This window comes from Aeribacillus sp. FSL K6-1305 (assembly GCF_038050115.1).
Classification (GTDB): domain Bacteria; phylum Bacillota; class Bacilli; order Bacillales; family Aeribacillaceae; genus Aeribacillus; species Aeribacillus composti.
The window spans coordinates 1,392,929-1,409,741 of sequence record NZ_JBBOQV010000001.1; the positions used below are offsets into that span (position 1 = coordinate 1,392,929).

The window sequence follows — 16,813 nt, forward strand, 5'->3', positions numbered from 1 at the left end:
GCTATTTGTCGAGTGCTTTATTTTTTATACTTTTATCCAAAAAATCTAATTTTGCAAAATGCTCGTATAAAAAAATTTATTTCATTCATACTAAATAATGATAAAGTTTTTCACGCCGCCCTATTGGAAAAAAGACACATCCAACCTAGAGGTTTCATCTAATTTTTTGTAGAATAGTAATAAATAAAACTTTTCAATAGCTTTTTTATTATATAGATAGGCAGGTTGGTGCGTCATGAAAAACGAAAAGACTATGTATGGCGGGCAAGCGGTAATTGAAGGAGTTATGTTTGGAGGGAAGCATCATTTCGTCACAGCGATCAGGAGAAAAGACAATTCAATTGATTTTTTTCAATTGCCGCGAAAAAAACATCCTATATTATCCCGCTTCAAAAAAATTCCTTTTATTCGCGGAATTGCCGCCATTATTGAAGCAAGCGCAAACGGCTCCAAGCATTTAAGCTATTCTTCAGATCGATACGATGTTGATCCAGCCGATGATGAAAAATTATTGTCAGAAGAAAAAAAAGAGTCGAAGCTTTCACTCATTTTAGGAGCTGCTGCTGTCGGAGTGCTGTCATTTTTGCTTGGCAAATTTATCTTTACTTTAATTCCAGTGTTTATCGCAGAATGGTTCAGGCCGATCATCTCATCGGATGTGGGGCAAATTTTGCTCGAAGGCTTTTTTAAGCTTTTGCTGTTGCTTGCTTATATTTATTTCATCTCGATGACTCCTTTAGTAAAGCGTGTTTTTCAATACCATGGGGCTGAGCATAAAGTGATTAACGCCTATGAAAACGGGCTCGCTTTAACTGTTGAAAATGTACAAAAACAATCAAGACTTCACTATCGATGCGGTTCCAGTTTCATTTTGTTTACGGTTATTGTTGGAGTATTTGTGTATCTGCTCGTTCCGACAGACCCGCTTTGGCTTCGCGTTGTTGACCGAATCGCTCTTATACCGGTTGTTCTCGGCATTTCATTTGAAGTATTGCAGTTTACAAATAAGCTGCGGCATAAGCCTGTTTTAAAATATCTTGGTTATCCAGGACTATGGCTTCAGCTGCTGACGACAAAAGAACCTACAGACGATCAAGTGGAAGTAGCGATTGCAAGCTTTCAAAAGCTGCTTTTATTGGAAGAAGAGACGGAAAAAATGGAGCGTATTGGTTGATTTGATAAACGAGAGCTTTTCTTTTTCTTGAAAACGACTGATGGAGGTGGCCTTTAGATGAATCGTTTTCCCGTCCATCCCGTATTCGCCGTTATCGCTACTTTAGGAGGTTTAGGGCTTATTTATATGCTCTTTTTCAATCCAAAGACTTTTTTCAAATTGTTTATTTGGGCGGTTGTCATCGGGATCATCATCCTCATTTATCGTTTAGTGATGAAAAAACGTACAAATAATGAGTATTCACAGTTTTTAAAAGCTGCGAAAAGATCGAAAAAAAGATTTAAAGACAAAAAGATACATTATGCTCAAAAGCACGTACTCCACAAAAAAAACAAAACGGCTATCTCTGCTAAAAGGCGGAGAGAAAACAATCATTTGACAGTCATCGAAGGTAAAAAAGGAAAAAAGAAAAATAGAGCTCTTTTCTAATAGGACCACTTTTTTAAAAAGGTTTCCGTTTTTTCTTTGCCGAGCTGAATTAATTCCTGTTTCTTCTCATTCGTAATTTTAAATTCCGTCGTTAAAATATTTTCAACCGGAATAAAAACGATGCTGCGTTCATGCCTTGTAGCAATATGCCTTGCATCGTGCGCTTCTTTCATCGTTTCAAATAACGCATGAAACATTGATAAAGCGTTTTTTATTTCATTTTTTGGCCTTTCCTCTATATGCGCGCTAAGCTGAAAACCGAGGATCGGTCTTTTTTTTATTTTTCCATCAAAAAGCCAAATCGGGAAATTGCTGAGCACTCCTCCATCGACAACAATACTGACGCCATCCTTCGTCCATAGTTTGACAGGTTCAAAAAAATACGGGAGGCATGAGCTCATTCTGACTGCCTTTGCAACAGAAAATCTATTAGGATTGATTCCATATTTGCTTAAATCGTCCGGCAATACAACAATTTTTCCGTTCGTAAGGTCGGAGGCAATCACACGAAGCTTTCCTTTCGGCAAATCTGCAAATGTTGAAACTCCTTTTGCTTTTAATTTTTCTTCCATCCATTCTTCTAAAAATTGTCCTTTATATAGTCCCAACCGCCAATAAACACTGATCCATTTCATGAGCATAAATGACATAATTCCTTTTCTTTTATCTAAAAACTTTCGCAGGTCTAAGCTGTCCATCAAAGAAAGGATTTCATCACTTTTGTAGCCGGCTGCAATGAGAGCGGCAATGATCGAACCGGCGCTCGTGCCAGCAACCCTGGCGAATTCAAATCCTTTTTCCTCCAAGGCCTTGTATGCTCCAATAAAAGCGAAGCCTTTGATCCCTCCACCAGAAAAAACACCGTCAATTTTCAAAGCATTCCCTCCTTACTATTCCGTTACTACATTTTAAGAAGGGAAAACGATGTTTAGAAGTTTGTTTTCAATCGAGTAGGAGGGAGCGATTAACTCCCGTCCTCTCACACCACCGTACGTACGGTTCCGTATACGGCGGTTCAATTAAGATAATTGACGCAAGTCTTTATAACTTCCGTGAATAGCTGTTCTCTTTATGCCAGTGGTCACTCCACCCTCCAAGAGATCTCCCACGGGATTCACCGCTTCCTCCCTCAAGTGAGGTACTACGTTTTCTGTGTTCATCATGACTCACTGAATGCCAAGGGCTATTCTCTCTTAATTGTTCGGTCCTTCTTAGTTGTTCTAGACCAACTAATACTATGACCTCTGCTGACTTCTGACGGTTCAGCTACTTATCACTAAGTAGGTTATGAAGCGTACTTCACATATCCACCAGACCTCCCCGGGTAAGAGTGTAATCTTTCCTTCCATCCATCTGCTTCATTTACTCTGTATCACCTTCGGCAGAAAGGGCTTTGTTTTGTCTTGCAAACTCACCCAGTGATACCTAGCCTCATATGAAGTTCGTGTTCCGAGAGACCTTAAAGTTTGCCGCTCGCTTCCTTCAGATTCCGCGTCACCACGGACACCCTTGCGTTAAGCTAACTGCTACTTCTGCCTTCGCAGCTCGGGACTTTCACCCTATAGATTACACCCATGCCGGGCGCACAAGAATAAAGCAGCAGAACAAGTCTGCCGCTTTATTATAATCCACATTTCAATTGGGCACCGCATTTTGTACAAGTATTGCAGCCGCCGATTTCTTGAACCTTTCCTTCCCGGCAAACAGGACATGTATTGCCGACTTCGTTGCCATATGTGACATCAGTTGAGCGCAAATCTTGAACAGTGTTCATTAACACAACTTTACCTTCATTTTCTTTCGTCGATTCCGGAATGTCGTCATTCAATACATTTTCTTCCGCTTTTAATGTCAGGACTTGGGTATCACGGCTTCCGTCTACATAAACAGTTCCGCCTTTTGCTCCGCCCTTCCATAGGCGCTCATATACTTTTTGCACTTGATCAACTGTATAGCCTTTCGGCGCATTTACTGTTTTGGAAAGGCTTGAATCGACCCATCGTTGAATGATGCATTGCACATCGGCATGAGCTTCAGGCGACAAGTCCATCGCTGACACAAACCAATGCGGTAAATGATTCGGATCAGCTTCCGGATGTTCGTTTAAATATTCTTGAACGATATCCGCTTTTACTTCAATAAATTTGCCAAGACGCCCGCTTCGGTAGTACGAGAAGGAGAAATATGGCTCAAGACCTGTAGAAACACCAACCATAGTGCCAGTTGATCCTGTCGGTGCTACCGTCAGCAAATGCGAGTTGCGAATACCATATTTTAAAATGTTTTCGCGAATATCTTCCGGCATTTTTTTCATATATCCTGTATTAATGAAGGCTTGTCTTAATTTTTGCGTCTCTTCCTCCGTTTCGCCGACTAGGAACGGGAAGCTGCCTTTTTCTTTTGCCAGTTCTATTGATGCCCGGTATGCGGTCGTTGCAATTACCTTAAACACTTCATCAACAAGCTTGTTGCCGTCCTCTGCTCCATATTCTTTTTCGCAGTAGATAAGCAAGTCCGCCAAACCCATAACGCCTAAGCCGATGCGCCGTTCACCCAGCGCTTGCTTTTTGTTTTCTTCGAGAAAATAAGGCGTAGCATCAATGACATTATCTTGCATTCTGACGCCGATTTCCACAGTTCGTTTGAGCTTTTCATAGTCAACAGCTTTCTTTTCCTTGTCGACCATCTTCGCCAAGTTTACTGCTGCTAAGTTGCAGACGGAATATGGCGCAAGAGGCTGTTCACCGCACGGATTTGTTGCAACAACCTTTTGACCGTATGCTCTTGCGTTCGTCATATCATTGGCATTGTCAATGAAGAAAATACCTGGCTCCGCTGAATAGGTTGCACAAATGTTAATCAGCTTCCAAAGCTCTCTTGCGCGAATTTTGCGGTACACGCGCACGCGATGCCCCATTTTCTCCCACTCGCGCACATCGCCAACTTTATGCCATTCTTCATTGTAAATCTTCATTTCTTCATCATTGTAGCTTTCCACATCTGGGAAGCGAAGCTCATACTCCCGATCTTCTTCCACTGCTTCCATAAACTCTTTCGTCAAGCAGACAGAAATGTTAGCGCCTGTTAAAAATTCCGGATTATGAACAGTATATGTTCCTCCGACTCGAAGCTTTAATTCCGCCTCTCTAATAACAGCGTCTGAAAAGCCTCCTTTGCCCGGAACATTTTTAAAGTTGACAATTCCTTGATACATGTCGCGCTCTTGCTGTGTAAGAGGAACAAATTTGAGCTTGTCTTCAGCCGCCTTCTTAATTCCTTCATCATTTGTATTTTCAATTAAGTAGCGCAAAATGCGCGGGTTTTGCATTTTGGAAACGATAAATTCAATGATGTCAGGATGCCAGTCGGCCAGCATAATCATTTGGGCTCCTCGCCGTGAGCCACCTTGTTCAACAAGATGGGTTAATTTTGCAATGTCATCCAGCCACGACACAGATCCTGATGATTTGCCGTTTACACCTCGGGCTAATGTGTTTCTTGGTCTCAATGTTGAACCGTTCGTGCCGACACCGCCTCCGCGGCTCATAATTTCCATTACTTGTTTGCGGTGTTCAGAGATCCCTTCACGGGAATCTTTTACAAAGGGCATGACATAGCAGTTAAAATACGTCACTTCGGTTCCTGCTCCTGCGCCGTAAAGAACCCGGCCAGCCGGAATAAAATGCAGATTGACGAGCTCTTGATAAAATTTTTCAAACCATTCTTTTCTTTTTTCTTCTGTTTTTTCAACAGCAGCAAGACCTGTTGCATTTCTTTTGGCAATTTGTTCATAAAAAATTTCAAGCGGTTTTTCGATGACATCTAAAGAGCGAACGATGATTCCCGTCTCCCGTTCTTCAGGCTTTTCAAGAGTATGACGAAACTCTTCTTCGACCTGAACCTTTGCCTTTTTATTTTCCCAATCAATTTCTTTAATGTAGCCTAGCCCTCTTGCAGGAAATTTTGGATCTTCCTTGATCGTCAGCACTACAAAATCGCCTTCAGATAGCGTAATTTTTTCAGTGTCTTTAAATGAATACCTGTCCAGCATTACAAGGCGCGAAACACCTTTGTGCGTGATTTTCATATCTTCCGTAATCGGATGCACCTGCGGGAAAAGGCTGATATCTTTATTCAGCTTCTCCACATCAATTTTCATTTTCTCATTCAGCGCCACTGTCATATTCACAACTCCCTTAAAAATATCGTACTTGATATACGTTACCACATTTAGATGATATTATCAACGAAAAAATAACAATATATTGTGCTAAAGAACATTTGTTTGCTCTATATATTGTATGATATACGCTACATTATGAAAATGTCAAATGTAAAACTAACCAAAAAAAGAAGCAAGGAAAAGAAATTTAATGATCTTAGAATCATTCCGGCGGTATTTGAAGAAATTTGTCAGTTGCAGTTTTTGAAAACACATCGGCACCTTGATTTACAAGCAACGATCCATTTCATTTTGATCATACAAAAAACGGCATGTTCGCCGCTTCATCTTCTAAAATTCCATTCTTCTGTTTCATATTTCTCTTTAGCCAGTTTTTTCACATACTCTTCTTGTTCGCTAGACAATTGGTACGGTCTCAACTCAATATCAAGCCCGTATTCAAACCCTTTTTTAAAGGCGCTCCATGCCTCTTCCATTGTGACTGGAGTTTCTCTAAGGTCGTTGATCGCCACCGCTTTATTTTTAAAGTTTTTCTCTAATCTTTCCCTGACTCGCTCATTAGGATATTTAAACAAGTCGAACAGCAGCTTTTCATCTAAATCTAGCAATATCGAGCCGTGCTGCAGGATAACGCCTTTCTGGCGAGTTTGGGCACTCCCGGCAACTTTTCTTCCTTCAACTACCAGCTCATACCAAGACGGTGCATCAAAGCATACAGATGACCGCGGATTTTTCAAATGCTGTTTTTCTTCATCCGTTCTTGGAATTGCAAAATGAGCGTCTAAGCCTAACAAGCGAAATCCATGCAAAATTCCTTCCGAAATTACACGATAAGCCTCTGTCACGGTTTTGGGCATTCGCGGATGATCTTCGGATACGATGACGCTATATGTAAGCTCCTTGTCATGCAGCACGCCCCTTCCGCCTGTTGGTCTTCGTACAAAGCCAAGGCCGTGCCGTCTTACAGCATCCATATCAATTTCTTTTTCAACCTTTTGAAAATAGCCGATGGATAATGTCGGCGGATTCCATCCGTAAAAACGAATCGTCGGAGCGATTTTTCCTTCACTGTGCCAGTCCAATAAAGCTTCATCAAGAGCCATATTGTAAAAAGGGGATGAAAAGCCAGAATCAATATAATTCCATATTTCTTTTCCCATATCGCAACCCTCTTTATTTTATATTTGCTTTTTTAGTCTATCAAATGAAGAGGATATTGTTAAATAAAACGCCCGAAAAGAAATGACATTTCCATTCTTGTTTTATATAATAAATGTTGTCCAACATTCGTATGTATGTTCACATGAACTTCAAACAAATAAATTCAAACAAATAAAAAGGAGTCGAACAAGCGTGGAATGGTCATTGCTCATTCTTGCAGCTATTATCATTTATTTTTTGGCCACATTTTTATATCAAAAAAAGATTATGAAAGGATTAACGGAGGAAGAATTTAAAGCCGGCTATCGGAAAGCGCAGCTCATCGATGTGCGGGAGCCGAATGAATTTGAAGGTGGCCACATTTTAGGAGCAAGAAATATTCCCCTTTCCCAATTGAGACAGCGCTATAAAGAAATCCGCCCAGACAAACCGGTTTATTTATATTGCCAGTCAAGTGCAAGAAGCGGGCGAGCCGCACAAATGCTGAAGAAAAAAGGCTATCAGGAGCTCTATTATTTAAAGGGCGGCTTTAAAAAGTGGACTGGAAAAATTAAAAAAGGGAAATAAAATGAAGCATAAAAAACAAGGATTCGCAAAACGCGAATCCTTACTTTTTTTCATATTTTAATATCGGATTTCTTGCTGCGAGTGTTTCATCGAGCCTTTTGACGACTGTTGTATGAGGAGCTTCTTGAACGATTTCCGGTTCTTCCTCCGCTTCTTTAGCAATTTGAATCATCGCTTCGATAAAGGCATCCAATGTTTCCTTCGATTCCGTTTCAGTCGGTTCAATCATCATGCATTCTTCAACATTGAGCGGAAAATAAATTGTCGGCGGATGATACCCGAAATCGAGAAGCCTTTTTGCAATATCAAGCGCACGGACACCGAGCTTCTTTTGCCGTTTCGCAGATAAGACAAATTCGTGTTTACAAATGCGGTCATACGGCATTTCGTAATAAGGCGCTAATTTTTTCAGCATATAATTCGCATTTAATACCGCATTTTCAGAAACCGCCTTTAAACCGTCCGGACCCATGGAGCGGATGTATGTGTATGCCCGCACATTGATTCCAAAATTTCCATAAAACGATTTTACTCGTCCGATCGATTGCGGCCTGTCTTCGTCGAAACGAAATCCATTTTCATCCTTGACGAGCACAGGCTTCGGCAAAAAAGGAATTAACTCTTTTTTCACACCGACAGGTCCTGAACCGGGACCCCCTCCCCCGTGGGGGCCTGTAAACGTTTTATGAAGATTTAAATGAACGACATCAAAGCCCATATCCCCTGGTCTCGCTTTGCCTAAAATTGCATTTAAATTCGCTCCGTCATAATACAATTTTCCTCCAACTGAATGAACAATCTCCGCCATCTCTACAATATGCTCTTCAAACAAACCGAGCGTATTTGGGTTTGTTAACATAAGAGCAGCTGTATTTTCTCCTACCACTCTCTTTAAGTCGTCTAGGTCGACAAGTCCGTTTTGATCAGATCGCACCGTGACAGTTTCAAAACAGGCAACGGTCGCTGAAGCAGGATTTGTTCCATGGGCTGAATCAGGTACAATCACTTGTGTTCGATGTTTTTCTCCATTTGCCTCATGGTAGGCGCGAATCATCATGAGCCCCGTCCACTCTCCGTGCGCCCCTGCCGACGGCTGCAATGTAACAGCATCCATACCTGTAATTTCTTTTAAATGTTCTGATAAATCATACATTAATTCCATTGCTCCTTGAACCGTCGCTTCATCCTGTAATGGATGAATATAAGAAAAGCCAGTTAATCTTGCCACATTTTCATTTATTTTCGGATTATATTTCATTGTACAGGAACCAAGCGGATAAAAACCGGAATCCACACCGTGGTTCCGCTTCGACAAAGCAGTATAATGGCGCATAATGTCAAGTTCTGATACTTCCGGCAGCTCGGCATCTTCTGTCCGCAAATAGTCACTAGGAATCAGCTGTTCAATATTTTCCTCCGGTACGTCTAAATCAGGCAGGCTGTATCCGATCCGTCCCGGTTTTGACATTTCAAAAATTAACGGTTGATCCTTCATTGCCATCCCTCCAACTCGTTCACCAATAAATCGATTTCTTCTTTCGAACGAAGCTCTGTTACCGCTACAAGCATATGTTTTTCAAGTTCCGGATACGTTCTGCCAAGGTCGTAGCCGCCGATGATTCCCTTTTCGAGCAGCTTTTTATTGGCCAAAGAAACTGGTTTGGACAGCTTCACGACAAACTCATTAAACATTGGACCCTGAAACGGAATGGAAAAACCTTTCTTCTCAAACATCTTTTTCGCATAGTTTGCTTTTTGGATATTTTGATAAGCCATTTCTTTTACACCTGTTTTTCCAAGAGCAGTCATGGCAACAGAAGAGGCAAGAGCATTTAACGCTTGGTTGGAGCAAATGTTTGATGTAGCTTTATCCCTTCTGATATGCTGCTCCCTTGCCTGCAGAGTGAGAACAAAGCCTCGTTTCCCCTCTTCATCTACTGTTTGACCGACGAGTCGCCCAGGAATTTTTCTCATCAGCTCTTTTTTTACGGCGAAATATCCACAAGTTGGACCGCCAAAAGACATTGGAATTCCAAACGGTTGAACATCGCCTACTACGATATCCGCACCAAATGAACCAGGCGGTGAAAGCACACCTAAAGCAAGAGGATTGCTTGAAACGATCAATAAGCTTTTCTCGGAATGGGAGATCTCTTCGATTTGGTGAAGCGGTTCAAGTTGACCGAAAAAATTTGGATGCTGTACAATGACTGATGCTACTTCGGCATTCATCATTTCTTTTAATGCCTCTACATCGGTCACTCCGTTTCGGTAAGGGATTTCCACTACCTCAACGTTTTGTCCTTTTGCATAAGTTTTTAGCACATCTCTCGTTTCAGGATGCACCGTTTGCGAAACGAGCACCTTTTTCTTTTTTGTTTGACCTGCAGCTAATAATGCAGCTTCTGCTAAAGCTGTCCCTCCGTCGTACATCGACGAGTTGGCGACATCCATTCCTGTCAATTCACAAATCATTGTTTGAAATTCGAATATTGCTTGGAGCTCGCCTTGAGAAATTTCTGGCTGGTATGGCGTATAAGCCGTATAAAACTCTGAACGGGAAATGACATGATCGACAATTGCCGGAATATAATGGTCATACACTCCAGCTCCCAAAAAGGAAACGTTTGTTTTTACATCTTTATTTTTGGCAGCAAGTTGAGATAGCTCGCGAAACAGCTCGGTTTCCGGTTTCTGAGCCTTTATGTTGTATTTTCCTTTAAACCGTACACTTTCTGGAATGTCGGCAAACAGGTCATCGATCGATTCGACTCCGATCGCCTCCAACATCTCTTTTCGATCAGTTTCTGTCATCGGTAAATAGCGATGCTTCATCGAAAGCTTCTCCTTTCTTTATTTTCCATTTTTTGTTGGTCGTTTATAAAATGGAGTTGGTACTACTCTTGCTTTTAATCGTTTTGTCCGAACTTCCACCTCGATTTCATTCCCGATCTCCGAAAATTCTTTCTTGACGAGAGCGATTCCAATGCTTTTATTCAAAGTAGGAGAGTGCGTCCCTGATGTAACAACTCCAATTTGTTGATTTCCAGAAAACAATTTATAGCCTGAACGGGGAATGCCTTTTTCGATCATTTCCAAGCCGACCGCCAGCCTCGATACCCCTTGTTCTTTTTGTATTTGCAATACATCTTTTCCGATAAAATTCTCTTTTTTCGTAAGCTTCACTGCAAATCCGACTCCTGCTTCTATCGGAGTAATGTCTTCCGAAAGATCTTGACCGTACAACGGCAAAGCTGCTTCCAGCCGCAAAGTATCACGAGCGCCCAATCCGCATGGAACAACTTTTTCTTTATCTCCTGCTTGCAAAATCTTCTCCCATAAATAAACGGTGTCCTCACTTTGGCAATAGATTTCAAAGCCGTCTTCCCCGGTATAACCAGTTCGGGCAATGAGCGCTTTTTTACCTGCGATCTCAGCACTTTCAATAAATTCAAAAAATTTCAACTCAGATAAGTGTACGTCTGTTAAAGTTTGCAGCACCTTTTCCGCTTTCTGGCCTTGCAATGCAAGGAGAGCACAGCTTTCAGAAATATTTTGCAATTCAACATCTCCGTGTTTTTGAGACATGAGCCATTGAAAATCTTTTTGAATATTCGCTGCATTGACTACTAAAAGATATTTTTCCTCGTTTAGCCGATAAACGATTAAATCGTCTACACAGCCTCCATCTTCATAACACATAATTGTGTATTGAGCCTTTCCATCCCGAAGCTTTGAAACATCATTAGTTAATACCTTTTGCAAAAACTGAAGACTGTCTTTCCCTTTTACAATGATTTCTCCCATATGAGAAACATCAAATAGACCTGCATTGGTGCGGACAGCGTAATGCTCCTCTTTAATGGAAGTAAATTGCACAGGTAATTCCCATCCTCCAAAATTGATCGTCTTTGCTCGATATTGTTTATACACTTCAAAAAGAGGAGTGCGTTTTAATTCATTCATCATTTCCCCTCCTGATCTATTTTTTGCATCTAGTTTCTCTCAAAATTTTTTAGCTTAAAAAGCAGAAAAAAGGACAGAAAACGGCCTAGTATCGTCTTGTCTATTCCGATCGACAAGATTTTGCTACACCGTCTCTGTCCTTGCACCTGAAAGTTTACCTTAAAAAGGCTTTCCCCTTTGGTGGTTTGCACAATATGCAAACACTCTCCAGAGCTGCGTCAAACAAGAGTCTTTTTGCCTGAGAGATTCACATATGCTTGCTCCTTCGGCGCCTCACAAAGGAGGTCTCTCCCCTTGCTCTCATCCGCACATATTTTCTTGTAAATTGTGAAAAAATAACAAATGACATATTCGACAAAAAGGAAAAAGATGAGTAGAAAACAAAAGAAAAAGACTTCAAACGTATTTTAATCGTATCATCTTTAAACGGTTTCAGCAATACCTTTCCCAAATAATTTTAAAAAATCATTGTTAATTGTTCGTGTTTATAAAAATTTATAATCAAAAAACGGGACGGTTTTTGAATTAGCGATAAAAAAAATGAACATTTCACTTTGAATATAAAAATAAAGGATAGGGTGTGGGCAATGAATATAAACATCCGCTATAAAACAACATGGGAAGAAGAATTTTTGCAAAGATTAAAGGAAGACGGTCCGTGGGCAAACTGGGAATTATACAAATTAGCTTATGAAGTTACGAATTATTTGTCCATTCCATCATTTGAAGGTTTAGTAGCTCCTTTGCATCTTGATCATGTAACCCCTCTTCCCCACCAATTGGAGGTCGCACAAACAGTAGTAGAAAAATTAAACGGAAAAGCTATATTAGCTGATGAAGTCGGTCTCGGCAAAACAATTGAAGCCGGATTAATATTAAAAGAATATATGATTCGCGGACTTGTCAAAAAAGTGCTCATCTTAGTTCCAGCTTCACTCGTCTCCCAATGGGTGAGGGAATTAAATGAAAAATTTTACATTCCTGCCGTTGAGCAAAAGAAAAGCTATGTTTGGGAGCAATGCGATGTTGTCGTATCTTCCCTTGATACAGCAAAAAGAAGCCCCCATAAAGAAATTATTCACGGATTGGATTATGACATGGTCATCATTGATGAAGCGCATAAATTAAAAAATAACAAAACAAAAAACTATGAGTTTGTTCAAAATTTAAAGAAAAAATTTTGTTTATTATTGACGGCAACGCCTATTCAAAATCGCATTGAAGAAATTTTCAACCTTGTTTCTCTTTTAAAACCTGGACATCTCGGCAATGAACAGCTCTTTCACGATATGTTTAAGAAAAAAGGACGGAATATTCGTGACGATGAGCATTTACGAGAACTTGTCAATAAAGTTATGATACGAAACCGCCGCATTGATACAGGAATTGAATGGTCAAAAAGACATGTGGAAACGATTTGGATTCAATTTTCGGAAGCTGAACAGGCTTTATATGATGCCATCAGCCAAATTCGGTCGTCATTCTCTATTCCGACAAGCAGTTTCTCCATTTTAACGCTTCAGCGTGAAGCATGTTCGAGCAGAGAAGCAGTGTACATAACATTAAAAAAAATGCTTGATAAAAAGGATGAAGCTCCACAATTGCCTGAAAAGATCATTCGCAATCTAATGGGCTATATCGATCAAGTAACAAAAAATTCGAAAGCAGAAAAAACGGTCGAACTCATTCAAAACATTAACGATAAAGTGATTATTTTTACCGAATACCGGGCAACACAATTATATTTACAATGGTTTTTAAAACAGCACGGCATAACATCTGTTCCGTTCCGCGGCGGATTTAAACGCGGCAAAAAGGATTGGATGAAGGATTTATTTAAAAATAGAGCGCAAGTACTGATCGCGACAGAGGCAGGAGGGGAAGGGATAAATTTGCAGTTTTGCAATCATATTATTAATTATGATCTGCCTTGGAACCCGATGCGTTTGGAGCAGCGAATCGGGCGCATCCACCGTCTCGGACAAGAACGAGATGTGTTCATTTATAACATGGCGACAAAAAATACAGTAGAGGAGCATATCTTAAAGCTATTATATGAAAAAATAAATCTGTTTGAACGTGTTATTGGGGAATTGGACAGTATTTTAGCAAAACTTGACCTCCGCAATATTCATGAACATATAGAAGATATTATGATTCAGTCGAGTTCGGAAGGAGAAATGAAAATTAAAATGGAAAATTTAGCGGCTATTCTTAACTTTGGTGAACAATTACAACAGGCCGAGAATAACTGATTTCTTTTTTTCATAGCTGCTTGCAAAATTTTTAAATAGGAGGCGGAATGATGCAGCAGGCTCAAATTTCCACATTTTTAAAACGCTTTTTTCAGGCGACCAATTGTCCAATTATTGAAGAAAAAAACGGATATTTTACCGTTCAATTAACTGTTGAAATGGATAAAGAATTAATGAATCGGCCTTTTTACTGGCATTATTTAGAAAAAACCGGCGGAACTCCAAATCCGATGAAACTTACTTTCATCACGGATTCAAAGGAGGCTCCGGAAGATGTAAAAGGTGAATGGATTCATTTCGGATCGCCGAGACTGCACCAAATTTTTGCGGCAACGAAGAAAATGTCTTCTTATATTCGGTTATATGAACAGACAGCAGCTTCCAAAGCAAACGTGCCGCTGCACCCTTGGATTGGGATGAATGTAACGATTTCGTATATTTGTGACAAAAAGAAGGATCAAACTTATTCATTAGGACTGCATTTAATCAATGGAAGGATTGTTGAAAATTTTCAGGAGCAGCTAGAAAAAATTCATTTGACACCGAAAATTCCTGATTTTTGTTTTACCATTACGCCATTAATTACACCAAAAAGCGGATTAACTCGATTGAAGCATTACGTGATAAAAAAAATTGAAGAAGATGACCATCGGTGGGCGGAAGAAGCGAGAGAACGAATGAATGCCGATTTAGCATTGTTGGAGCATTTTTATGAAGATCTAGATGAAAAACCTTCTGTTTATTGGACAGAAAAGAAGGCGATTCAAGAGCTGTATGAACCGCGCATTGAAATAGAAGTCCACAATGGAGGAATTTTTTATTTATCATCGGATTCTATAATTCATTAAAATAAAATCAAGACGCAGAAAATACGCTCGAAATTGAATGATCTCATCACTTTTCAATAAAAAAGGAGCTGGTAAACGGCTCCTTTTCCTTTATTTCTTTTTCTTGATCAAAATTAAAAACGCCATCGGCAAAAATCCAAACCATCTCATTGATAATGGAAGACGATCTTTTTTCCGTTCCTCACGCTTTTGTTTCCTTGTTTCTTTTGGGGTGTCGATAAACTTTACAAACTGTTCGGTTACATATTTCACATAATCATTACCAGACATAAGCGGGCACCTCGAAATAAAATTTTTTTATATTATTTCCTAAACTCTGTTCATTTAAACAGACATTCTGGCAAATAAACGATTGGTTGAAGCTTTGATAAGGCGCTGAACGATGAAAGCTATGAATATTCATTCCAGCTCATAATCTGTTGATTGTTCAAATCATAATGAAAGTTTGCCGTATACTCCGTTCCTTTTAACGTCTTGCATGTAATGGAAATATTGACGATTCCTTTTTCTTTTTTCGTTCGTTTATACGAAATGGTTCCATTTGGGAGTTCAAGTATTTCCTGGGTATCAGAATAGTCAGCTTTTTTCAGCGAATATTGAACACCGGCAAGCATTAACGTTTCCTGCAAATAAAACTCTTTCGCATCATGCCGAAATCTTTGCTCTTGTATATATGAGGAAGCATATGCGGTAAGAATCATTATGCAAAGCAGAAATATGCCGATCGTCATCGGAAAAATATGACCATCTTCATTTTTCAATCAGGAATCACTCCTTTCACATCGCGAATGGTTCCTTCAAACCGCTTACCTTCTAAGCTTGTGATTTCAATTTTCACACCATGTGTTATTGGAATAAAATGAGCGGCTTGAACACCGCGCAGCACAATAACATGTCCTTTTCCGTCAACCTGATAGCGCAGCAAATCATTATATTGACTGAGTGTGACTACTTCTCCTTTTTGATTTTTATATTGTAAAACATTTTGCTTCACCATTATTTGTTGAGATGTTTTGATTTCACGATGAAGCTCAATTAGAAATAAATTCCACTCGCTTGGATGTAAATCTTGCTGTCTCGTATTCAATTTGAGAAAAAATGAGAGCATGGGTGCAAAGGAAGAGATGATGATGGTTGTCGCTAGAAAGGCTATCAGCATGTTTGCTGCCGTATATCCTTTATTGTTCATAAATGTAGCCGCAAACCTTTTGTTCTGCATTTTCATCCGAAAGAACACATAATTCAGCAAATTGCCCCTCCTTTCCCCACACCAGTTCGAACATCATCCCTTGCCGCTCAACTTGGCCATTTGTTTTTTTCTTTTCAAATACAAAACGTTCAAGTTCTTCTTTGAGCAGTTGATAAGCCAGCACAGATGCTGCTGCTTCTTTTTGCTGTTTCAATAAGGCTGTTGACACAGGGACCAGCGTCAGCGAAAGCAAACACCATATGGAAAATGCTATTAATATTTCTGTGATCGTATATCCGCTATAATTTTTCCACACGGAACCTTCCTCTCCCTAAATTAAAAATGATTTTGTACGTTTTTTTATCATACGAAATGAAGATTGTTCCAGCTTGATAAAAATAGCCGGAAGGAGAGTACTCGATTGGAAATTTTATGTTTCCTGATTCGACTTTTATGTTTTGATCGTATGCTCTTTCAAACAGTTCCCCTTTAAAGCCGGATCGTTCAGCTTCGTAGTAATGTTTGTCAGGATACCAAAACAAATAAATTTTTTCTTTATTAACGAATGCGTGCTGTTGTACATATAGCAAATCTTTTTCCAGTTGAACGAAAAATTGATCGATGACTTTTTCTCTGTAAATATTTACTGCTCCAATCCATATAAAAGAGCTGATCAATAAAAAGATCGAAAGAACAAGAAGCATCTCCAGAACAGTAAAACCACTTTGCCTAGTTGCTCTTAATGACGTTTCCATTTGCATCAATTTCAATCTCATCACCATTTGGACATTTTCCAGAATTATTCGGCAAGTACCCTTTAGTGATTAAATCATTAATTGTTGGTGTTTGATGAAACTCCATTTCATATGCGACGACTTGACCCTGCACCATATCAATTAAACCTTCGCACCCTTTATTTTGAATATTTTTATTATGAGCCATAACATTCGGAATCGTTATAATAAGCAAAATCGAGATCACTAACAGTACAACCAGCATTTCCACTAATGTAAATCCATGTTCATTTTTCACTATTTTCAT

The 16,813-nt window shown here is 39.7% G+C and carries 17 protein-coding genes and 1 riboswitch; of the genes, 5 read left to right on the plus strand and 12 right to left on the minus strand.

Annotation, left to right across the window (positions count from 1 at the left end; genetic code table 11):
- Window positions 1-235 precede the first annotated feature (235 nt).
- Complete coding sequence (locus tag NST97_RS06690; protein ID WP_066247604.1) at window positions 236-1,174, plus strand: DUF1385 domain-containing protein; 939 nt, start codon at window positions 236-238, stop codon at window positions 1,172-1,174.
- A 57-nt stretch (window positions 1,175-1,231) separates the two neighbouring features.
- The gene (locus tag NST97_RS06695) at window positions 1,232-1,603 is read left to right on the plus strand and encodes an SA1362 family protein (RefSeq protein WP_066247602.1); all 372 of its coding nucleotides are present in this window, start codon (window positions 1,232-1,234) and stop codon (window positions 1,601-1,603) included.
- Here the strand turns inward: NST97_RS06695 and NST97_RS06700 are convergent.
- The 3 genes from NST97_RS06700 to NST97_RS06710 all read right to left on the minus strand — a co-directional run bounded on the left by NST97_RS06700 (window position 1,600) and on the right by NST97_RS06710 (window position 6,946).
- The gene (locus NST97_RS06700; protein ID WP_341343056.1) at window positions 1,600-2,478 is read right to left on the minus strand and encodes a patatin-like phospholipase family protein; all 879 of its coding nucleotides are present in this window, start codon (window positions 2,476-2,478) and stop codon (window positions 1,600-1,602) included. The genes NST97_RS06695 and NST97_RS06700 overlap by 4 nt on opposite strands.
- 746 nt (window positions 2,479-3,224) lie before the next feature.
- Window positions 3,225-5,786, minus strand: a complete 2,562-nt coding sequence (locus NST97_RS06705; protein ID WP_063388108.1) for a vitamin B12-dependent ribonucleotide reductase — start codon at window positions 5,784-5,786, stop codon at window positions 3,225-3,227.
- A 323-nt stretch (window positions 5,787-6,109) separates the two neighbouring features.
- On the minus strand, window positions 6,110-6,946 hold the full coding sequence (locus tag NST97_RS06710) for a lipoate--protein ligase family protein (protein WP_063388107.1): 837 nt from the start codon (window positions 6,944-6,946) through the stop codon (window positions 6,110-6,112).
- A gap of 193 nt (window positions 6,947-7,139) precedes the next feature.
- Between NST97_RS06710 and NST97_RS06715 the strand changes: the two genes are divergently transcribed.
- Window positions 7,140-7,514 (plus strand): rhodanese-like domain-containing protein, encoded by a 375-nt coding sequence (locus NST97_RS06715; RefSeq protein ID WP_063388106.1) that lies wholly within the window; start codon window positions 7,140-7,142, stop codon window positions 7,512-7,514.
- A gap of 40 nt (window positions 7,515-7,554) precedes the next feature.
- On the opposite strand, the gene gcvPB is transcribed toward NST97_RS06715, so the two are convergent.
- From gcvPB to gcvT, 3 genes are read right to left on the minus strand one after another with little or no spacing between them, the layout of a single operon-like run.
- Window positions 7,555-9,015, minus strand: coding sequence for an aminomethyl-transferring glycine dehydrogenase subunit GcvPB (gene gcvPB, locus NST97_RS06720; RefSeq protein WP_341343057.1), 1,461 nt, complete (start codon window positions 9,013-9,015; stop codon window positions 7,555-7,557).
- A complete protein-coding gene (gcvPA, locus tag NST97_RS06725) occupies window positions 9,006-10,349 on the minus strand; it encodes an aminomethyl-transferring glycine dehydrogenase subunit GcvPA (RefSeq protein ID WP_341343058.1) in 1,344 nt (447 codons plus the stop codon). The genes gcvPB and gcvPA overlap by 10 nt, the downstream gene beginning before the upstream one ends.
- A gap of 18 nt (window positions 10,350-10,367) precedes the next feature.
- Window positions 10,368-11,483, minus strand: a complete 1,116-nt coding sequence (gene gcvT, locus NST97_RS06730; RefSeq protein WP_341343059.1) for a glycine cleavage system aminomethyltransferase GcvT — start codon at window positions 11,481-11,483, stop codon at window positions 10,368-10,370.
- A gap of 213 nt (window positions 11,484-11,696) precedes the next feature.
- A riboswitch (glycine riboswitch) is annotated at window positions 11,697-11,784 on the minus strand.
- A gap of 283 nt (window positions 11,785-12,067) precedes the next feature.
- Between gcvT and NST97_RS06735 the strand changes: the two genes are divergently transcribed.
- Both NST97_RS06735 and NST97_RS06740 read left to right on the plus strand, forming a co-directional pair.
- Window positions 12,068-13,735: a DEAD/DEAH box helicase gene (locus tag NST97_RS06735; protein ID WP_327863172.1), complete on the plus strand. Its 1,668-nt coding sequence runs from the start codon at window positions 12,068-12,070 to the stop codon at window positions 13,733-13,735.
- A gap of 50 nt (window positions 13,736-13,785) precedes the next feature.
- Window positions 13,786-14,583, plus strand: a complete 798-nt coding sequence (locus NST97_RS06740) for a YqhG family protein (RefSeq protein ID WP_063388101.1) — start codon at window positions 13,786-13,788, stop codon at window positions 14,581-14,583.
- A gap of 90 nt (window positions 14,584-14,673) precedes the next feature.
- On the opposite strand, the gene NST97_RS06745 is transcribed toward NST97_RS06740, so the two are convergent.
- The 6 genes from NST97_RS06745 to comGC all read right to left on the minus strand — a co-directional run bounded on the left by NST97_RS06745 (window position 14,674) and on the right by comGC (window position 16,813).
- On the minus strand, window positions 14,674-14,853 hold the full coding sequence (locus NST97_RS06745) for a YqzE family protein (protein WP_341343060.1): 180 nt from the start codon (window positions 14,851-14,853) through the stop codon (window positions 14,674-14,676).
- 119 nt (window positions 14,854-14,972) lie between these two features.
- Window positions 14,973-15,344, minus strand: coding sequence for a competence type IV pilus minor pilin ComGG (comGG, locus tag NST97_RS06750; RefSeq protein WP_066247591.1), 372 nt, complete (start codon window positions 15,342-15,344; stop codon window positions 14,973-14,975).
- Window positions 15,341-15,832, minus strand: coding sequence for a competence type IV pilus minor pilin ComGF (comGF, locus tag NST97_RS06755; RefSeq protein ID WP_133309105.1), 492 nt, complete (start codon window positions 15,830-15,832; stop codon window positions 15,341-15,343). Before comGF ends, comGG begins: the two co-directional genes overlap by 4 nt.
- Window positions 15,762-16,088 carry a hypothetical protein gene (locus NST97_RS06760; RefSeq protein ID WP_063388097.1) on the minus strand — a complete coding sequence of 109 codons (327 nt, stop codon included), beginning with the start codon at window positions 16,086-16,088 and terminating at the stop codon, window positions 15,762-15,764. Before NST97_RS06760 ends, comGF begins: the two co-directional genes overlap by 71 nt.
- Entirely contained in the window at window positions 16,072-16,533 is a 462-nt protein-coding gene (comGD, locus tag NST97_RS06765; protein WP_158640149.1) for a competence type IV pilus minor pilin ComGD, read from the minus strand. The genes NST97_RS06760 and comGD overlap by 17 nt, the downstream gene beginning before the upstream one ends.
- The gene (gene comGC / locus NST97_RS06770; RefSeq protein WP_063388095.1) at window positions 16,502-16,813 is read right to left on the minus strand and encodes a competence type IV pilus major pilin ComGC; all 312 of its coding nucleotides are present in this window, start codon (window positions 16,811-16,813) and stop codon (window positions 16,502-16,504) included. The genes comGD and comGC overlap by 32 nt, the downstream gene beginning before the upstream one ends.

What these genes read in the sequence shown, in the direction of transcription:
- NST97_RS06690 (WP_066247604.1), top strand. Translation starts at nt 236, where the DNA reads ATGAAAAACGAAAAGACTATGTATGGCGGGCAAGCGGTAATTGAAGGA.
- NST97_RS06695 (WP_066247602.1), top strand. Translation starts at nt 1,232, where the DNA reads ATGAATCGTTTTCCCGTCCATCCCGTATTCGCCGTTATCGCTACTTTA.
- NST97_RS06705 (WP_063388108.1), bottom strand. Translation starts at nt 5,786, where the DNA reads ATGACAGTGGCGCTGAATGAGAAAATGAAAATTGATGTGGAGAAGCTG.
- NST97_RS06710 (WP_063388107.1), bottom strand. Translation starts at nt 6,946, where the DNA reads ATGGGAAAAGAAATATGGAATTATATTGATTCTGGCTTTTCATCCCCT.
- gcvPB (WP_341343057.1), bottom strand. Translation starts at nt 9,015, where the DNA reads ATGGCAATGAAGGATCAACCGTTAATTTTTGAAATGTCAAAACCGGGA.
- gcvPA (WP_341343058.1), bottom strand. Translation starts at nt 10,349, where the DNA reads ATGAAGCATCGCTATTTACCGATGACAGAAACTGATCGAAAAGAGATG.
- gcvT (WP_341343059.1), bottom strand. Translation starts at nt 11,483, where the DNA reads ATGATGAATGAATTAAAACGCACTCCTCTTTTTGAAGTGTATAAACAA.
- NST97_RS06735 (WP_327863172.1), top strand. Translation starts at nt 12,068, where the DNA reads ATGAATATAAACATCCGCTATAAAACAACATGGGAAGAAGAATTTTTG.
- NST97_RS06740 (WP_063388101.1), top strand. Translation starts at nt 13,786, where the DNA reads ATGCAGCAGGCTCAAATTTCCACATTTTTAAAACGCTTTTTTCAGGCG.
- NST97_RS06745 (WP_341343060.1), bottom strand. Translation starts at nt 14,853, where the DNA reads ATGTCTGGTAATGATTATGTGAAATATGTAACCGAACAGTTTGTAAAG.
- comGD (WP_158640149.1), bottom strand. Translation starts at nt 16,533, where the DNA reads ATGCAAATGGAAACGTCATTAAGAGCAACTAGGCAAAGTGGTTTTACT.
- comGC (WP_063388095.1), bottom strand. Translation starts at nt 16,813, where the DNA reads ATGAAAATAGTGAAAAATGAACATGGATTTACATTAGTGGAAATGCTG.